Here is a 16550-nt window from a genome sequence, read left to right as displayed (position 1 = left end):
GCAAGCTCACTCCTACAGGGTCCGTGTTTGCTGCGCGACAGCGTGGTGTCAGGGACACCGGGGCGACTCCCACAGGGGAATATATTTCCATCCACAGTGAGTGCGGCCTTAAAACTGCACTGTCGTCGACGCCCACAGCGTGCGGCCGTAGTTCACGGTGCCGTAGGTTTCGTCGTCCAGACGCTTGTCGGTCAGGTTGTACAACGCGGCGTTGAACGAGACATTTTTGGTCAGCTCATACGAGCCGCCGAAGTCTGCCGTGGTGTATCCCGGTGAGGATTCAGCGGTGATGGTGTTGCCGTATTCTTCACCGTAGTAATTCACCGCTGCCCAGAGCTGTGTCTTGTCGGACAGCGTCCAGTCAGTGCGTACGTTGGCTTTGTGCTTAGGCGTCAATGCCAGCGGTGCGCCTGCGTTGGCACCGGATTTTTGCTCCGAGTCGGTGTAGGTGTAGTTGGCTTTCAGTGCCAGAGCAGACGTGATGTCCCAGCGTCCGTTCAGCTCCGCTCCCTGAATCACAGCTTTGTCGACGTTGACCCGTTCCATGATGATGTACGGACCGAAGAATTGATCGGTGGTCACCGTGGACAACTTGTCCTTGAAGTCGTTGTAGAACACTGTTGCGCCAGCCGACAGGTTATTGCGATTGGACCACAGTGCCGACAGCTCGTAGTTGGTGCTCGTCTCAGGCTTGAGGTCCGGGTTACCGAGCATCGCGAACGTGTTGCGGCGCAGGACGGCGTAGTCCTCGATTACTGCACGCAATTCCGGAGCCTTGAAGCCGCGAGCCACGCCGCCTTTGATGGTCCAGTCGTCGGTTGCATGCCACACGCCATAAACACGCGGGCTGAAATGCACGCCGTATTGTTCGTGATGGTCCATACGCAGGCCGGTGGTCAACGCGAAAGTGTCGGTCATCGTCCATTCGTTTTCGGCGAACAGTGCTTTCTGCACCACGGAGTACTCGTAGTTCACACGGTCGCCCAAACCCTGGTTCCAGTCAGTGACCGTGGTTTCGTTCCATTGCAGGCCGGTGGTGGTGATGTTGTGTTCGGTCGGGATCACCAGCTTGGCGTCAAACACCGAGTTCTTCACAGTAGGCTTGCGACCCAGGACGTCGCGCTGTGTTGCGCTGGCTACGCCTTTACGGCTGGATTCTTCCTGGGCGAACGAAACGTCCGACGTGGCCCAATCCCAACGTCCCTGGTGAGAGATCGACCAGTGATCACGGTTGTTTTCCTGCTCGCGAGTTGCCCAGTTAGGACTCACGCCGTCGCCGTTTTTAAGGCGGGTGGCACCGGCCTCCAGCAGGATGTCGTGGTCGATGGTGGGGGTGAAAGCCAGGCGTGCGGTCAGGTCCTTATGGTCGGCTTTGCTGAAACCATTGGTTTCCTCCACGTCATCGTCAGCCTGGCGATCCAGATAGCGACCCCAGACTTGCAGCCCCAAGGTGTCCTGAATCAGCGGACCATTGAGGTAGAACTGGGTTTGTCGTGCATTGCCCTGATCGCTGTGCTGGCGTGCCGAATAGTCGTAAGTGACCGAGCCACCCCATTCGGTTGAGACTTTGCGGGTAATGACGTTGATAACGCCGCCGATGGCATCCGAGCCATACAGGGAGGACATCGGGCCGCGCACCACTTCGATCCGTTCGATGGCTTCGGCGGGCGGGATGAAGCTCTGCTCGTAACCCGAGTTGCCGTTGACCCTGGATTCACGAGCGCTCTGGCGTTTGCCATCGACCAGAATCAAGGTGTAATCAGCCGGCATGCCGCGAATCGAGATGTCGGTTTCGTTGGCGCCACCATTGACGGTCACACCTTCAACGTCGCGCAGGGCGTCCGTCAGATCGCGGAACGAACGCTTGCGCAGTTCATCGCCGGTAATGATTGTCACAGAAGCCGGTGCATCCTCTACGCTCTGCTCATAACCGGCAGCGGTAACGGTCACATCTTCCAGAGTGATCGCCGGGGCGGCGGTGTTTTCTTGAGCCTGAACGCAGGCGCTTTGGGCGATGAGGCACGCCAACGCGAGCTTCGTCATGGCGACAGTGGGTCGCAAACGAAAAACAGAATGCATGGAACTTCCTTACGATGCGGGGTTAAACGTTAATCGTAAGGATTCTCATTGGCGAAGGTTGGACAAGGTGTGACAACCGATCTACTGAGACCGCGTAGACCCCGGTAGGAGTGAACTTGTTCGCGATCTGGCGCGAAGCGGCAGCAATGGCCGCGACTCGGTGCATTTGCTGGAATCGGGTCGTCAGATTTACGACTGCTGCGCAGCCGTTCGCGAACAAGTTCACTCCTACAAGTCCGATGTGGTTTGTGGTGTCAGGTAGTGCAATCTGAATGTGAAACAGGGAGAGCGTTTTGCTGGCTACGGCTTTGGTGTTGATCGCGGCGATACTGCACGCGACGTGGAATACCCTGATCAAATTCAGCGGTGAGCGTTTGTTGGTCATCGCCAGTATGGATTTTGTGGCGTTGCTGTTTGCGGTGCTGGCGGTAGCGTTCGTTGAGCCGCCGCCTGCTGCCATCTGGCCATGGATGATCGCCTCGGCGTTGTTCGAGTTGCTGTACCGGTATTTGCTGATTCAAGCCTACAGAGTCGGCGACCTCGGGTTGGTCTATCCGCTGATGCGGGGGCTGTCGCCGCTGGTGGTGCTGGCCCTCACCTTGATATTTGTCGGAGAAGAACTGAGTACCCAGCAAATCCTTGGCATTCTGCTGATCCCTTGCGGCATGATCTGCCTGCTCTGGCAGGGCGGTGGCGGTGATCGACTGCCCTGGTCGCTGCTGCCGGTGGTGGCGTTGATCGGGGTGTGCATCGGTTGCTACACCTGGATCGACGGCCAGGCCCTGCAGATGGGCGTGCATCCGCTGGATTATCTGGTCTGGCTGACGCTGATCAGCGCCTGGCCTTTTCCGTTGCTGGCAATCACCCATAAGCGTGCACCGTTCAGCCTGTTCTGGCGTGAGCAATGGAGGCTAGGGCTAAGCGTCGGCTTATGCGTGTTGCTCAGCTACGCTCTGGTGTTGTGGGCGATGCAGTTGGGCTCGGTGGCGGAAGCTGCGGCCTTGCGCGAGGTCAGCGTGATTCTTGTAGTGCTGTTTGGTATGCGCTATCTGAAAGAACCTTTTGGCCGGCCCCGCCTCTTAGCATGTGGACTGGTTCTGCTCGGCATGCTGGTTATGAAAATCAAACTATAAGGATTCTGCTATGACGGTTGCATTCTGGTGCGTATTGGTCGCGATTCTTCTGCCGATCGTTTGTGCAGGCATCGCCAAGTTTTCCAGTGGCAAGTTCAATGGCAAGCACAATCACAACCCGCGTAATTTCCTGAATAACCTCGAAGGTTTGCCTGCGCGTGCCAATGCGGCGCAGCTCAACAGCTTCGAGATCCTGCCGGGCTTTGCCGCCGCAGTGATCATCGCCCACATTGCGGGTAATGCACAGTTGGTGACAATCGACGTGGTTGCTGTGTTGTTCATTACCAGTCGACTGCTCTACATCATTTTTTATCTGGCTGACTGGGCTGCACTGCGCTCGATCGCGTGGTTGGTAGGCATTGGCCTGATCATCGGGCTGTTCATCGCCTCAGCAACGCCGCTGCCTGCCTGACTGCGGCAATCCAGCGCTTGGTCTTTAAAGGACGGCCGAGGATACTGGCCGTCGTTTCTGCGGACCCTGCTGGATACAACTTTGAAAAGATGGTGTGCTGTGTTGCTCGCCTGCCTGACCTTGAGCGCGTGTGGAGGTGTAGACCCGAGCTCTCCGTTGGCCCAGCGCAAGGCAATCTTCAAGGACATGCTCAAGACCAGCGAAGACTTGGGTGGCATGTTGCGGGGGCGGGTGGCGTTCGATGGTCAGCGATTTGAAGACGGCGCGGTCAAGCTCGACAGCCTGTCTCACCAGCCGTGGAAACACTTCCCGCAAGTCAAAGAGACCGATCACACCAGCGCCACGGACGCCGTTTGGCAAAAGCAGGCGCGTTTTCAGGAACTGGCGCGTTCGCTGGAGTCAGCGACTGCTGAATTGGCCGTCGCGAGTAAGGAGCGCCCTTTCAAATCCAGCACCCTGACACCGGCCATGAACAAGGTTCAGGCGGAGTGTGAGGCGTGTCATAAAGAGTTTCGTGATCATTGAAATTGATGCAGCCGCAGGGTCTGTAGGAGCGCACGAGCAGCGCGAGGCCGCGATAGCGGTGTGTCTGACAGAACTCTATCGCGGCCTCGCGCTGCTCCTGCGCTCCTACAGGGAATACATTTGAGTTCAAAGGATTGCGCAGTACTGGATTCAATCCTGTGGCTGAAGGTCTTCCAGTTCTGTCTGGGCCTCTTGCAGTTCCTTGCGGGATTCGGCCAGTTTGTCTTTGCGCTTGTTGATTTTGTCCGGGTCGCCCTTGCTCATGGCTTTGCTCAGGTCAGACTCGCGCTTTTTGACTTCACGCTTGGCGTCCAGCACCTTCTGTTCGTGTTCCTTGAGCAGCGAAGCTTCGGTGCAGTTCGCGTTGTTTTCGCTCAGGGCTTTTTCCAGACCGGCTTGCTGAGGCTTGTCGCCCTCGGTTTTTGCTTCTTCAATCTTTTTGCTGATTTCCTGACTTTTGACCACACATCCGCTGGCTTCCGGTGCTGTTTCAGCTGCCAGAAGCGGGCTCGCGAGCAGGCTGCAGCAGGTCAGCAGAACCAGTGGTGAAAAAACCTTCATATGAACTCCTTTTGAAAACCATAACGTCCGGGCTTGATAACTAAACTCCCGGCACTTTAAAAACCTGAAATACCCTGGGCTCGTAATTGCTCACCCAAGGCTTGAACCTGTGGATGCTGGAAGAAGGCGACCAACTGACTGGCACGACCCGAGCCTATGCCCGGCTCCATTTGCCATTGCTGCGCCGTTCTCTTCTCCAACTCACTCCACTGCTCGCCCAGATGAGCATTCCCCGTGGGCGGCAGGCCGATAGCCTTTAGCCACAAAGCAAACGGCCTGGTGCGAGCCTCCTGCAAACTGTCGAGCAGTTTAGCGCTGCTGCGCTCACCGAGCCCGGAAATGTTAGCAAGCTGTTCTTTTTCAAGGGTCAGCCAGTCGAGCAAACCGTTGATTTTCCCGGCGCTGATCAGGTTGTCCCACGTACCGGGACCGACTCCGGTCAGCGCCAGACCTTTCTTGCCGCTGAGCCAGGCAAGCCTTGCGCGAAACTGGCTTTCACAGCCAGGGCCGGGTTGCCAGCAACTGAGGGCATGAAAGTCTTTGGCCTCGGGAATCTGCAAGTCGCTGCGCTCAACACTGCGTGAAACGACGCTGTCCAGCCGCGGGATGGTCAAGCCTGCAAGACTCACCGACACTTGATCGCCGGGTCTTATATCCAGCGTCTGCCAGCGTTGCAGCGAACCCACACTGATGCGACTGATCTGCCGGTCATCCAGGCGCACAGGCTCCAACTCCAGCACGGGGGTTATCTTGCCGCTACGGCCGATGTTGAAGTTGACCTTGCGCACTTCTGCCAGCGCTTGAGCGAAGGGGTATTTCCAGGCCGCGATCCAATAGGGTGCCTTGGCTTGCCAGCGCTGTACCGCTGGACGCTCCCCCTGACGGATGATGACGCCATCAGTGGCAAACGGCAGCGGGTTGCGATACCAATGCTCGCGCCAGTGATGCGCCTGAGCAAAGCTTTCCAGCGGCTGGCTGTATTGAGCGCTGTCGTCGAAGCCCAATGCCTTCAAGCCTGTCATGCGTTCGGTCATGGAGATCGGCCCCGCGGGCCAGTCCCACACGAACAAGCCGATCAGGTCAGCCTCTTCGGTGAGTAATTCGTTACGAGCCAGCATGCCGGCGACTTTGCTGCGCGCGTTCACACTTCCGGCCCGGGCTTGCACATGGTTTTCCAGACGCAGATACAACTCACCTTGCAGCACCAGGGTTTCCTGCCAGGGCAGGTGCGCAGGAATGGCAGCAATGTGTTGCGCATGTCCGGTCCAGTCCTGTCCCGCAACGCCATCGCCGCGACTGATCACTTGAAGCAGTTCTCCGCGCTCATAGACCAGAGTTACCGCCACCCCATCAATCTTGGGTTGAATCCACAGGTCAGTGCGACCCTTGAGCCAGTCGCGCACTGCGGCTTCATCGATGAGCTTGTTGACGCCCGTGTGCGGAACAGGATGAGGAACCGTCCCTTTGGCAGTTTTCAGCGGGTTATCGGCTTCGCTGACCGGCTTGGCAAAACATGATCGCCAGAACTCAAGCCGCTGGCGGGATTGGTCATAAATTTCATCGGCAATCAGCGAAATGCCTTGGCGGTGATAGCTGTCATCCCATGCGGCGATTTGTGTTTGCAGGGTGGTGATTGAGTGCCGGGCTTTGGCGGGCGTCCAGTCGGGGCATGAGCTGGCATGGGTCGTAAGGCTGGCGAGCGTGAGGGTGATTGCGGCCAATATGCGCATCGAAGCATCCTTGCTTGAAGGGGTGCAGGTGAGGCTAGCCAGCGCTGGGTGACATGTCTGGTTGCGCTGATTACTGAATTATTCAGCCAGTACAGATGCGGCTTTTTTGATCCGCGACTGTGTCTTTGAAGAGTGAAAAGCTGCCTGCACTATTACGATTCCCTTATCCAAGTGCTGATGGTGATTCATGGATATCTCGACTCTGGCGGTTTTCGTGCCGGCCTGTTTTGCGCTGAACATGGCGCCCGGCCCCAACAACCTGCTTTCGATCAGTAACGCGACTCGTTATGGCTTTGCCCGGGCCTGTATTGGCGGGCTGGGACGTTTGCTGGCCTTCGCCATCATGATTGCGCTGGCGGCGGTGGGGCTGACTGCGGTGCTGCACACGTCGGAGTGGTTGTTCCATGCGATCAAGATCGTCGGTGCGGCATACCTGTTTTATCTGGCAGTGCAGTTGTGGCGGGCGAGCCCTGAGGAAGAGGGCGGAGTGATCGGTTCAGGCAAGGGCCTGTTCAGTCTGGCTCGGCAGGAGTTTCTGGTGGCCATCGGTAATCCGAAGGCGATTCTGTTGTTTACCGCTTTCCTGCCGCAGTTCGTTGATCAGGCTGGAGCCGTGACGGAGCAGTTCGCTGTACTCGGCGTTTTGTTTCTGGTGCTGGAATGCCTCGCGATTGCGATCTATGCCTGGATGGGCCTTCACGCCCGCCGACTGTTTGCGCGGCCCAGTGGCAAGCGATTGTTCAATCGGGTGTGTGCGGGTTTGCTGGCCAGTGCGGCTTCGGTGTTGTTGGTGGCCAGAAGGGCTTAGGAACTGGACTGGGATTTCCTGTAGGAGGCCGTCCAGCGTCCCTGACACAGCGCTGTTGCGCGGCAAACAGGGATCTGTAGGAGCGCGCTTGTCCCGCGATTCGGTCTGCCAGTCGATGAATATATCGCCTGTGCAGACGCGATCGCGGGCAAGCGCGCTCCTACAGGTTGGATTTACCTGGCTAAAACCAAAAAGCCCCTGACGACCACGGTCGCCAGGGGCTTTTTGTTACGCCTGAAACTTAAAGCGTATTACAGACCGGCAGCGGCGCGCAGGGCGTCGGCACGGTCGGTTTTTTCCCAGGTGAACGTGGTGAACGTATCGTTACCAACGGTCTTGGTTTGCGGCGTGCGACCGAAGTGGCCGTAGGCTGCGGTTTCCTGATACATCGGGTGCAGCAGGTCGAGCATGGTGGTGATCGCGTATGGGCGCAGGTCGAAGATGTCGCGGACCAGTTTGATGATCTTGTCATCGCTGATCTTGCCGGTGCCGAAGGTGTTCAACGAGATCGAAGTCGGTTGTGCGACGCCGATAGCGTAGGAAACCTGAATCTCGCAGCGCTCGGCCAGGCCAGCGGCAACGATGTTCTTGGCAACATAACGGCCAGCGTAAGCAGCCGAACGGTCAACCTTGGATGGATCCTTGCCGGAGAACGCGCCACCGCCGTGACGGGCCATGCCGCCGTAGCTGTCGACGATGATCTTGCGACCGGTCAGACCACAGTCACCTACCGGGCCGCCAATGATGAACTGGCCAGTCGGGTTGATGTGGAACTGGGTGTCCTTGTGCAGCAGCTCAGCTGGCAGCACGTGCTTGACGATCAATTCCATCACGCCTTCGCGCAGATCGTTGTAGGAAACTTCAGGGTTGTGCTGGGTCGACAGAACGACGGCGTCGATGCCGACGACTTTGCCGTTCTCATAGCTGCAAGTCACTTGCGACTTGGCATCCGGGCGCAGCCAAGGCAGCAGGCCGGATTTACGGGCTTCAGCCTGACGCTTCACCAACTGGTGCGAGAACGCGATTGGCGCAGGCATCAGTTCAGCAGTTTCGTTGCTGGCGTAGCCGAACATCAGGCCCTGGTCGCCAGCGCCCTGATCTTCAGGCTTGGCACGGTCAACACCCTGGTTGATGTCAGGGGACTGCTTGCCGATGATGTTCATCACGCCGCAGGTAGCACCGTCGAAACCGACGTCGGAGCTGGTGTAGCCGATGTCGCTGATCACATCACGAACGATCTGCTCGAGGTCAACCCAGGCGCTGGTGGTCACTTCGCCAGCAACGATGGCAACACCGGTCTTGACCAGGGTTTCAACGGCTACGCGAGCGTGTTTGTCCTGAGCAATGATTGCATCCAGAACCGCATCGGAAATCTGGTCGGCGATTTTGTCTGGGTGCCCTTCGGACACGGACTCGGAGGTGAAAAGGGAGTATTCGCTCATCTCTACGGGTTTCCTGAATTTTACCGATGGTGAGTGTTGCCAGCCGGTCGCTGAAAATGGCGGACCTGAATCTGGAAACCATTACGTAAGCCTACATAGAGGCTTTCCCCGGGAACTAGCCCCGCAGCGATGGCCCAACGGGCCAGATCTTCCTGTTCAAACCCTAACCAGAGATCGCCACAGGCCTCCTTGGCCCAGCTCTGATCGTGGCTACACAAGTCTGTCACTAACAGGCTACCGCCCGGTTGCAACAGAGTTGCCAGTTGTTTGAGTGCATCTGCCGGTGCAGCGAAATGGTGCAGTACCATGTTAAGCACCACGCAATCGGCGCTGACATCCACGGCATTCAGTACATCGGCGAGTTTCAGTTCTACATTAGCCAATGCCTGTGCAGCGCAAAGCTGACGGGCTATTTCCAGCATCGCCGGGCTGTTGTCCAGCGCCGTCACGTGCCGAAAGCGCCGTGCCAGGTCTGGCAGAAACCCGCCATCTCCCGGCCCGACTTCCAGAGCCGTCGCTTGTGGCCCGAAGTTCAGCTTGTCCAGCAACGACAGCAGGCTTTCCCGATACTGGGCAAGCCCGGCGATCAAGTCTTGCTGGGCGCGAAACTTTTCCGCCGTACGGGCGAAGAAATCCTGACTGGCGTTGGCCCGTTGACGATGCACCAGGCCGATACGCGACTGCACATCGCCGGGCAGAGCCAGCATGTCGACTTCATCCAGTATGGCTGCATGCAATCTGCCACCCGGTTGTCCGGTATGGGGCAGGGCGCGTCGGTAGAAAATGGCATTGCCTTCGCGTCGCGTTGCAACCAGATCCGCCTGGGCCAGCACCTTGAGATGGTGGCTCATGCCGGACTGACCAATGGCAAATATCTGCGCCAGTTCCAGCACGCCGAACGAGTCGTTGGCCAATGCGCGCAATACATTCAATCGCAGCGGGTCGCCGCCGGCCTTGCACAAGGCAGAAAGGTCGTCGCTGTCGTCGTGGCGAATTGCAGGTACGCGCAGGTTCATAGGGCTGGCAGTCTAGTTAGCGACCGGGGATGTCGCAAGGGCAATATCAAAAAGTTTTGATATTGGTTGATGGGCGGCCAGTTCAGGGCTGCCTGGGCCGTTGTTCCGGGGCGGGAGTGCATCGTGGATGAACAAATAACGAAGCGCGGGCAGGAAAAACAACCACAAGCCGCTATCTTTCATTGCTCCCAGGCAGTGCCTGAGGGAAAATGCTCGCCTTTTTCAGATCCATTCTTTTCCAGTTCTCAGGAGATCAGCGATGCCCAGCCGTCGTGAGCGTGCCAACGCCATTCGTGCACTCAGCATGGATGCCGTGCAAAAAGCCAACAGCGGCCATCCCGGTGCCCCTATGGGCATGGCGGATATCGCCGAAGTACTTTGGCGCGACTATCTGAAGCACAACCCGAGCAACCCGGCTTTCGCCGACCGTGACCGTTTCATCATGTCCAACGGTCATGGTTCGATGCTGGTTTACTCGTTGTTGCACCTGACCGGTTATGACCTGTCCATCGAAGACCTGAAAAATTTTCGCCAGCTGCACAGCCGCACGCCGGGTCACCCGGAATTCGGTTACACCCCGGGCGTAGAGACCACCACCGGCCCACTGGGTCAGGGTTTCGCCAACGCCGTGGGTTTCGCGGTTGCAGAGAAAACGCTGGCGGCCCAGTTCAACCGTCCAGGCCACAACATCGTTGACCACCACACCTACGTGTTCATGGGTGATGGCTGCATGATGGAAGGCATCTCCCACGAAGTCGGCTCGCTGGCCGGCACGTTGGGTCTGAACAAACTGATCGCTTTCTACGACGACAACGGCATCTCCATCGATGGCGAAGTTGAAGGCTGGTTCACCGATGACACGCCGAAGCGCTTCGAGTCCTACGGCTGGCTGGTCATCCGCAATGTTGACGGCCACGATGCCGAAGAAATCAAGATTGCCATCGACACCGCTCGCAAAAGCGACAAGCCGACGCTGATCTGCTGCAAGACCACCATTGGTTTCGGTTCGCCGAACAAGCAAGGCAAGGAAGAGTCCCACGGCGCTCCGCTGGGTGCTGAAGAAATCGCCTTGACCCGTGCTGCCCTGAAATGGACTCACGGTCCATTCGACATTCCGGCTGACATCTACGCCGAGTGGAGCTGCAAAGAGAAAGGCCTTGCGACCGAAGCCGACTGGGATCAGCGTTTCGCTGCCTACTCCGCCGAATTCCCTGAGCTGGCCAACGAGCTGATCCGTCGCATGAGCGGCGAGCTGCCAGCTGACTTTGCTGAAAAATCCGCTGCCTACGTCGCTGAAGTCAACGCCAAGGGCGAAACCATCGCCAGCCGCAAGGCCAGCCAGAATGCACTGAGCGCTTTCGGTCCGTTGCTGCCTGAGTTCCTCGGCGGTTCGGCTGACCTGGCCGGTTCCAACCTGACCATCTGGAAAGGCTGCAAGAGCATCACCGGCGAAGACGCCAACGGCAACTACCTGCATTACGGCGTGCGCGAGTTCGGCATGGGCGCAATGATGAACGGTATCGCCCTGCACGGCGGCTTCGTCCCTTACGGCGCGACCTTCCTGATCTTCATGGAATACGCCCGTAATGCGGTGCGCATGTCCTCGCTGATGAAGAAGCGCGTGCTGTATGTGTTCACCCACGACTCCATCGGTCTGGGCGAAGACGGCCCGACGCACCAGCCGATCGAGCAACTGACCAGCCTGCGCACTACGCCGAATCTGGACACCTGGCGTCCTGCGGATGCTGTGGAATCGGCAGTGGCCTGGAAGTACTCCATCGAGCGCAACGACGGCCCGTCGGCGTTGATCTTCTCCCGTCAGAACCTGACTCACCAGGCTCGCGACGAAGCCCAATTGGCGGACATCGCTCGTGGTGGTTACGTGCTGCGTGACTGCGTTGGCGAACCAGAACTGATTCTGATCGCTACCGGTTCGGAAGTGGGTCTGGCCGTTCAGGCATTCGACAAACTCAGCGCTCAGGGTCGCAACGTGCGTGTGGTTTCCATGCCATGCACCAGCGTCTTCGATGCTCAGGATCCGGGCTACAAGCAAGCGGTTCTGCCGCTGCAAGTCAGCGCTCGTATCGCCATCGAAGCTGCTCATGCGGACTTCTGGTACAAGTACGTCGGTTTGGAAGGTCGCGTCATCGGCATGACCACCTTCGGCGAGTCGGCCCCTGCGCCAGCCCTGTTCGAAGAGTTCGGCTTCACCCTGGAAAACATCCTGGGTCAGGCTGAAGAGCTGCTGGAAGACTGATAGCGATTTACCTGCTGAAGCGGACCCTTGTGGGAGCAGGGCTTGCCCGCGATAAGGTCAACACGGTGCTTGAGACCGAGTTGACCTTATCGCGGGCAAGCCCTGCTCCCACAGATTTCGCTTGGTAGTTTGCCCAACGAGAACCCCATGCCCCAGCACCGCCCTTACAAAGTTGCACTCAACGGCTACGGTCGTATTGGACGTTGCGTCGTGCGCGCACTTTGCGAGCGAGGGGCCAAGGCCGGGTTTGAAGTGGTTGCCATCAACGATCTGGCCGACATGGCCAGTCTCGAATACCTCACGCGCTTTGACTCCACACACGGCCGGTTCCCCGGCGAAGTGCGGGTCGAAGGGCAATACCTGCATATCAATGATCACAAGATCAGAGTGCTGCGCAGCGAGACGCCGGAAGGCGTCGACTGGGCGGCGCTGGAAGTTGATCTGGTGCTCGAATGTTCAGGCGTCTACAACACCCGTGAAGACGGCCAGCGCTTCATTGACGCTGGCGCGCCACGGGTGCTGTTTTCCCAGCCGATGGCCAGCGAAGTCGACGTCGACGCCACGATTGTGTTCGGCGTCAATCAGCAGAAGCTGACGGGGCGCGAGCTTTTGGTTTCCGCCGCATCCTGCACCACCAACTGCAGCGTGCCCTTGCTGCGTCTGCTGGATCAGGCTGTCGGGCTGGAATACGTCACTATCACCACGATCCACTCGGCAATGAACGATCAGCCGGTGATAGACGCCTATCACCATGAGGATCTACGCCGTACGCGCTCGGCTTTCCAGTCGATTATTCCGGTGTCCACTGGTCTGGCGCGCGGTATTGAGCGGCTGCTTCCGGAACTTGCGGGCCGAATTCAGGCCAAAGCAGTTCGCGTGCCGACGGTAAACGTGTCCTGCCTCGATATCACTTTGCAAACCGCACGTGATACCGATGCCCTTGAGATCAACCGCCTGCTCCGCGAGGCCGCCACCAGTGGCCCGTTGAAAGGACTGTTGGCCTACACCGAGTTGCCGCACGCCAGTTGTGATTTCAACCATGACCCTCATTCGGCCATCGTTGATGCGAGTCAGACGCGAGTTTCCGGCCCGAGGCTGGTCAACGTGCTGGCCTGGTTCGATAACGAATGGGGTTTTGCCAATCGAATGCTTGACGTCGCTGAGCACTTTTTGCGCGTCGCAGACCCACAACATTAAAAACAGGGATTCACTCATGACCGTGTTGAAGATGACCGAGCTCGACCTGCAAGGTAAGCGTGTATTGATTCGCGAAGACCTCAACGTCCCGATCAAGGACGGCAAAGTCAGCAGTGATGCGCGCATCCTGGCGTCGTTGCCAACCATCAAGCTCGCGCTGGAAAAGGGCGCAGCCGTGATGGTCTGCTCGCATCTGGGTCGTCCAGTCGAAGGCGAGTTCTCTGCCGAGAACAGCCTCAAGCCGGTTGCTGAATACCTGAGCAAGGCCCTGGGCCGTGAAGTGCCACTGGTTTCTGATTATCTGGACGGTGTTGACGTTAAAGCGGGCGACATCGTGCTTTTCGAAAACGTACGCTTCAACAAGGGCGAGAAAAAGAACGCTGACGAGCTGGCGCAGAAATACGCTGCCCTGTGCGACGTCTTCGTGATGGACGCTTTTGGCACCGCCCACCGCGCTGAGGGCTCGACCCATGGTGTGGCCAAATTCGCCAAAGTCGCTGCAGCAGGCCCGCTGTTGGCTGCAGAGCTGGAGGCGCTGGGCAAAGCCCTCGGCGCTCCGGCCCAGCCAATGGCCGCCATCGTTGCCGGTTCCAAGGTATCGACCAAACTCGACGTGCTCAATAGCCTGAGCGCCATCTGCAACCAGTTGATCGTCGGTGGCGGTATTGCCAATACGTTCCTGGCTGCGGCAGGCCACAAGGTTGGCAAATCGCTGTACGAGCCGGACCTGCTTGATACCGCTCGTGAAATCGCCGCCAAGGTCAGCGTGCCGTTGCCGGTGGACGTAGTCGTAGCCAAAGAGTTCGCTGAAAGCGCAGCCGCAACGGTCAAGTTGATTGCCGACGTTGCTGATGACGATATGATTCTGGATATCGGCCCGCAAACTGCAGCGCACTTCGCCGAATTGTTGAAATCTTCCAAGACTATTCTGTGGAACGGCCCGGTAGGTGTGTTTGAGTTTGACCAGTTCGGCGAAGGCACCAAGACCCTGGCTAAAGCCATTGCCGAAAGCTCGGCGTTCTCCATCGCAGGCGGTGGCGACACGCTGGCGGCGATCGACAAATATGGCGTAGCGGATCAAATCTCCTACATTTCTACCGGTGGTGGCGCATTCCTGGAATTTGTCGAAGGCAAAGTCCTGCCAGCCGTGGAAGTGCTGGAACAACGTGCCAAGGCCTGAGGATCAGGCTTTGCAAAAGGGAAATGAAATGCTCAGGCCGTTACCACTGCTCATGATTGCTGCACTGCTCGCTGGCTGCGCCAGCAAGCCGGAGGCCGACGAGGTTGTGCGCGAGCCTGCGCTGGTTCAATTGAGCTGCTATCAGGCGAACTGGCAGGCCGAAACCGTGCCGGTGATCTATAAGCGCGGCGGTGAAGCGGTGCTGGATAAGTACGAGTTCATGCCTAATCTCGGGCCAGTGGCCTGTCGTTAAGCGTTGATCGCAGGGATGAGTTTGGCAACATCTTGGGCCGGCGGTGGTCACTTAAGAGTGGATAACTCTTTTTGAACAAGGAATTTCGCCATGAAGATCGCCGCCGTTGCCCTGTTGAGTTGTGTGATGTTTGCCGGATGCAGCAATTCTGGCCCGCGTGCCAAGGCTTGTGAAGTATTCAGCCCGGCGTCCGTAAACGTGCCGACGACCCAGAGTTCTCAACGGGTTGAAGCGCTGGCTACGGGTGAACCGGCCGATGATCGGAATCAGGAACAGAACTGCCCCTGAAGGTTGAAGCGACTGGCATTCGCCCCGCTTCCCGGGGCGGGCCAGGAGAAGTAATGAAAGGCTTGATTGCCCTTGCGACATTTGCAGTGCTTGGTGGTTGCGCCAGCATGAAGGCTCCGGAAACGGGTAATACCTGGACAAGTTGGGTTTGCGACAGCAAGGCTCAGGTCCATTGGCGTTACGTTGACAAGGCCAAGGCCGAAGTCGATGTACGTTTGAATGAAAGCGATCAGGTCTTCCGGCTGACTGCCGAGCCTGGTTCGCCATCGCTGTACAGTAATGGTGTGCTGGCTTTCCAGAACAAGGGCGACGAAGGCCTGGTGTACTGGGACGCTACAAACGATTTGATCGGGCGCGGTTGCAAGAAGCGTTGAAAAAGCTGCACCGATGATTCACCGCATGGCCTGCGGGCTCATGCGTAGAACTTTAATAGCAGCCGCCGCTACGGCAGGTTTGCACGATAACGACCCTACCGGGAGAGAGACAGACAATGGCACTTATCAGCATGCGCCAGATGTTGGACCACGCAGCCGAATTCGGTTATGGCGTCCCAGCTTTCAACGTGAACAACCTGGAACAAATGCGCGCCATTATGGAAGCGGCCGACAAGACCGATTCCCCGGTGATCGTTCAGGCCTCGGCCGGCGCCCGTAAATACGCTGGCGCTCCGTTCCTGCGTCACCTGATTCTGGCCGCGGTTGAAGAGTTCCCGCATATCCCGGTGGTCATGCACCAGGATCACGGCACCAGCCCTGATATCTGCCAGCGTTCGATCCAGCTGGGCTTCAGCTCGGTGATGATGGACGGCTCGCTGGGCGTGGACGGCAAAACGCCGACCACCTACGAGTACAACGTTGAAGTGACCCGTCGCGTGGTTGCTTTTGCTCACGCCTGTGGCGTTTCGGTTGAAGGTGAACTGGGTGTTCTGGGCTCGCTGGAAACCGGTATGGCTGGCGAAGAAGACGGCGTTGGCGCTGAAGGCATGCTCGATCACAGCCAGATGCTGACCGATCCGGAAGAAGCCGCTGACTTCGTCAAGAAAACCCAGGTTGATGCACTGGCTATCGCCATCGGCACCAGCCACGGCGCTTACAAGTTCACCAAGCCGCCTACCGGTGACATCCTGGCGATTGATCGCATCAAGGAAATCCACAAGCGCATCCCGAACACTCACCTTGTGATGCACGGTTCGTCTTCGGTCCCGCAAGAGTGGTTGAAAATCATCAACCAGTACGGCGGTGAAATCAAAGAAACCTACGGCGTACCAGTCGAAGAGATCGTTGAAGGCATCAAGCACGGCGTGCGCAAGGTCAACATCGACACCGACCTGCGTCTGGCCTCCACCGGTGCCATTCGTGAGTTCATGGCCAAGAACCCGGGCGAGTTCGACCCACGTAAGTACCTGGCCAAGACTGTAACGGCCATGCGTGATGTGTGTATCGCTCGCTACGAAGCGTTCGGTACTGCTGGCAACGCATCGAAGATCAAGCCAGTGTCTCTGGACGCGATGTTCGAGCGCTATGCTCGCGGCGAACTGGATGCCAAGATCAACTGAGTGATGGTTGATTGAGCAATGAAAAAGCCCGCAGCAATGCGTAATGCTGTTCACTTAAGCATTTGAGTCCAAGCCGGGCTTTATAGAGAATCCGATGTCAGACCCCTGGCATCG

At 57.9% G+C, this 16550-nt stretch carries 16 protein-coding genes; 11 read left to right on the top strand and 5 right to left on the bottom strand.

Annotated elements, in window-relative coordinates; genetic code table 11:
• Nucleotides 1-108 precede the first annotated feature (108 nt).
• Entirely contained in the window at nucleotides 109-2079 is a 1971-nt protein-coding gene (locus RX972_RS27960; protein WP_316880432.1) for a TonB-dependent receptor domain-containing protein, read from the bottom strand.
• A 293-nt stretch (nucleotides 2080-2372) separates the two neighbouring features.
• On the opposite strand from RX972_RS27960, the gene RX972_RS27955 reads away from it, so the two are divergent.
• From RX972_RS27955 to RX972_RS27945, 3 genes are all read left to right on the top strand, one after another.
• Nucleotides 2373-3212 carry an EamA family transporter gene (locus RX972_RS27955; protein ID WP_316880430.1) on the top strand — a complete coding sequence of 280 codons (840 nt, stop codon included), beginning with the start codon at nucleotides 2373-2375 and terminating at the stop codon, nucleotides 3210-3212.
• A gap of 10 nt (nucleotides 3213-3222) precedes the next feature.
• Complete coding sequence (locus RX972_RS27950; protein ID WP_316880428.1) at nucleotides 3223-3624, top strand: MAPEG family protein; 402 nt, start codon at nucleotides 3223-3225, stop codon at nucleotides 3622-3624.
• A 69-nt stretch (nucleotides 3625-3693) separates the two neighbouring features.
• Entirely contained in the window at nucleotides 3694-4149 is a 456-nt protein-coding gene (locus RX972_RS27945; RefSeq protein WP_316880433.1) for a cytochrome c, read from the top strand.
• Between the two features lie 150 nt (nucleotides 4150-4299).
• On the opposite strand, the gene RX972_RS27940 is transcribed toward RX972_RS27945, so the two are convergent.
• Nucleotides 4300-4710, bottom strand: a complete 411-nt coding sequence (locus RX972_RS27940; protein ID WP_316880426.1) for a DUF1090 domain-containing protein — start codon at nucleotides 4708-4710, stop codon at nucleotides 4300-4302.
• 56 nt (nucleotides 4711-4766) lie between these two features.
• Nucleotides 4767-6440, bottom strand: coding sequence for an NAD-dependent DNA ligase LigB (ligB, locus tag RX972_RS27935; protein ID WP_316880424.1), 1674 nt, complete (start codon nucleotides 6438-6440; stop codon nucleotides 4767-4769).
• Nucleotides 6441-6627: 187 nt separating this feature from the next.
• Between ligB and RX972_RS27930 the strand changes: the two genes are divergently transcribed.
• Nucleotides 6628-7248, top strand: a complete 621-nt coding sequence (locus RX972_RS27930; RefSeq protein WP_316880422.1) for a LysE family translocator — start codon at nucleotides 6628-6630, stop codon at nucleotides 7246-7248.
• A 251-nt stretch (nucleotides 7249-7499) separates the two neighbouring features.
• Here the strand turns inward: RX972_RS27930 and metK are convergent, their stop codons facing one another.
• Both metK and RX972_RS27920 read right to left on the bottom strand, forming a co-directional pair.
• On the bottom strand, nucleotides 7500-8690 hold the full coding sequence (gene metK / locus RX972_RS27925) for a methionine adenosyltransferase (protein ID WP_027901297.1): 1191 nt from the start codon (nucleotides 8688-8690) through the stop codon (nucleotides 7500-7502).
• 20 nt (nucleotides 8691-8710) lie between these two features.
• Nucleotides 8711-9706, bottom strand: coding sequence for an ArsR/SmtB family transcription factor (locus tag RX972_RS27920; protein WP_099267885.1), 996 nt, complete (start codon nucleotides 9704-9706; stop codon nucleotides 8711-8713).
• 259 nt (nucleotides 9707-9965) lie between these two features.
• Between RX972_RS27920 and tkt the strand changes: the two genes are divergently transcribed.
• The 7 genes from tkt (at nucleotide 9966) to fba (ending at nucleotide 16436) form a co-directional block, all read left to right on the top strand.
• Nucleotides 9966-11963, top strand: coding sequence for a transketolase (gene tkt, locus RX972_RS27915; RefSeq protein WP_231666889.1), 1998 nt, complete (start codon nucleotides 9966-9968; stop codon nucleotides 11961-11963).
• Nucleotides 11964-12110: 147 nt separating this feature from the next.
• Nucleotides 12111-13160, top strand: a complete 1050-nt coding sequence (gene epd, locus RX972_RS27910; protein ID WP_099267887.1) for an erythrose-4-phosphate dehydrogenase — start codon at nucleotides 12111-12113, stop codon at nucleotides 13158-13160.
• A gap of 16 nt (nucleotides 13161-13176) precedes the next feature.
• The gene (locus RX972_RS27905; protein WP_027901301.1) at nucleotides 13177-14340 is read left to right on the top strand and encodes a phosphoglycerate kinase; all 1164 of its coding nucleotides are present in this window, start codon (nucleotides 13177-13179) and stop codon (nucleotides 14338-14340) included.
• Nucleotides 14341-14368: 28 nt separating this feature from the next.
• Nucleotides 14369-14593 (top strand): hypothetical protein, encoded by a 225-nt coding sequence (locus RX972_RS27900; RefSeq protein ID WP_027901302.1) that lies wholly within the window; start codon nucleotides 14369-14371, stop codon nucleotides 14591-14593.
• Between the two features lie 90 nt (nucleotides 14594-14683).
• Nucleotides 14684-14881, top strand: coding sequence for a hypothetical protein (locus tag RX972_RS27895; protein WP_099267888.1), 198 nt, complete (start codon nucleotides 14684-14686; stop codon nucleotides 14879-14881).
• A 53-nt stretch (nucleotides 14882-14934) separates the two neighbouring features.
• On the top strand, nucleotides 14935-15255 hold the full coding sequence (locus RX972_RS27890; protein ID WP_027901304.1) for an MliC family protein: 321 nt from the start codon (nucleotides 14935-14937) through the stop codon (nucleotides 15253-15255).
• Between the two features lie 116 nt (nucleotides 15256-15371).
• A complete protein-coding gene (fba, locus tag RX972_RS27885; protein ID WP_027901305.1) occupies nucleotides 15372-16436 on the top strand; it encodes a class II fructose-bisphosphate aldolase in 1065 nt (354 codons plus the stop codon).
• The last annotated feature ends 114 nt before the right edge of the window (nucleotides 16437-16550 follow it).

This window comes from Pseudomonas syringae group sp. J309-1 (assembly GCF_032582135.1).
Taxonomy (GTDB): Bacteria; Pseudomonadota; Gammaproteobacteria; order Pseudomonadales; family Pseudomonadaceae; genus Aquipseudomonas; species Aquipseudomonas quasicaspiana.
The sequence above is the reverse complement of the archived record's forward strand: the minus strand, read 5'-3'. Positions and strand labels throughout refer to the sequence as shown.

Excerpts from the sequence above, each read along its gene's own strand:
- RX972_RS27960 (WP_316880432.1), bottom strand. The coding sequence starts at position 2,079 with ATGCATTCTGTTTTTCGTTTGCGACCCACTGTCGCCATGACGAAGCTC.
- RX972_RS27950 (WP_316880428.1), top strand. The coding sequence starts at position 3,223 with ATGACGGTTGCATTCTGGTGCGTATTGGTCGCGATTCTTCTGCCGATC.
- RX972_RS27940 (WP_316880426.1), bottom strand. The coding sequence starts at position 4,710 with ATGAAGGTTTTTTCACCACTGGTTCTGCTGACCTGCTGCAGCCTGCTC.
- ligB (WP_316880424.1), bottom strand. The coding sequence starts at position 6,440 with ATGCGCATATTGGCCGCAATCACCCTCACGCTCGCCAGCCTTACGACC.
- RX972_RS27930 (WP_316880422.1), top strand. The coding sequence starts at position 6,628 with ATGGATATCTCGACTCTGGCGGTTTTCGTGCCGGCCTGTTTTGCGCTG.
- metK (WP_027901297.1), bottom strand. The coding sequence starts at position 8,690 with ATGAGCGAATACTCCCTTTTCACCTCCGAGTCCGTGTCCGAAGGGCAC.
- RX972_RS27920 (WP_099267885.1), bottom strand. The coding sequence starts at position 9,706 with ATGAACCTGCGCGTACCTGCAATTCGCCACGACGACAGCGACGACCTT.
- tkt (WP_231666889.1), top strand. The coding sequence starts at position 9,966 with ATGCCCAGCCGTCGTGAGCGTGCCAACGCCATTCGTGCACTCAGCATG.
- epd (WP_099267887.1), top strand. The coding sequence starts at position 12,111 with ATGCCCCAGCACCGCCCTTACAAAGTTGCACTCAACGGCTACGGTCGT.
- RX972_RS27905 (WP_027901301.1), top strand. The coding sequence starts at position 13,177 with ATGACCGTGTTGAAGATGACCGAGCTCGACCTGCAAGGTAAGCGTGTA.
- RX972_RS27900 (WP_027901302.1), top strand. The coding sequence starts at position 14,369 with ATGCTCAGGCCGTTACCACTGCTCATGATTGCTGCACTGCTCGCTGGC.
- RX972_RS27895 (WP_099267888.1), top strand. The coding sequence starts at position 14,684 with ATGAAGATCGCCGCCGTTGCCCTGTTGAGTTGTGTGATGTTTGCCGGA.
- RX972_RS27890 (WP_027901304.1), top strand. The coding sequence starts at position 14,935 with ATGAAAGGCTTGATTGCCCTTGCGACATTTGCAGTGCTTGGTGGTTGC.
- fba (WP_027901305.1), top strand. The coding sequence starts at position 15,372 with ATGGCACTTATCAGCATGCGCCAGATGTTGGACCACGCAGCCGAATTC.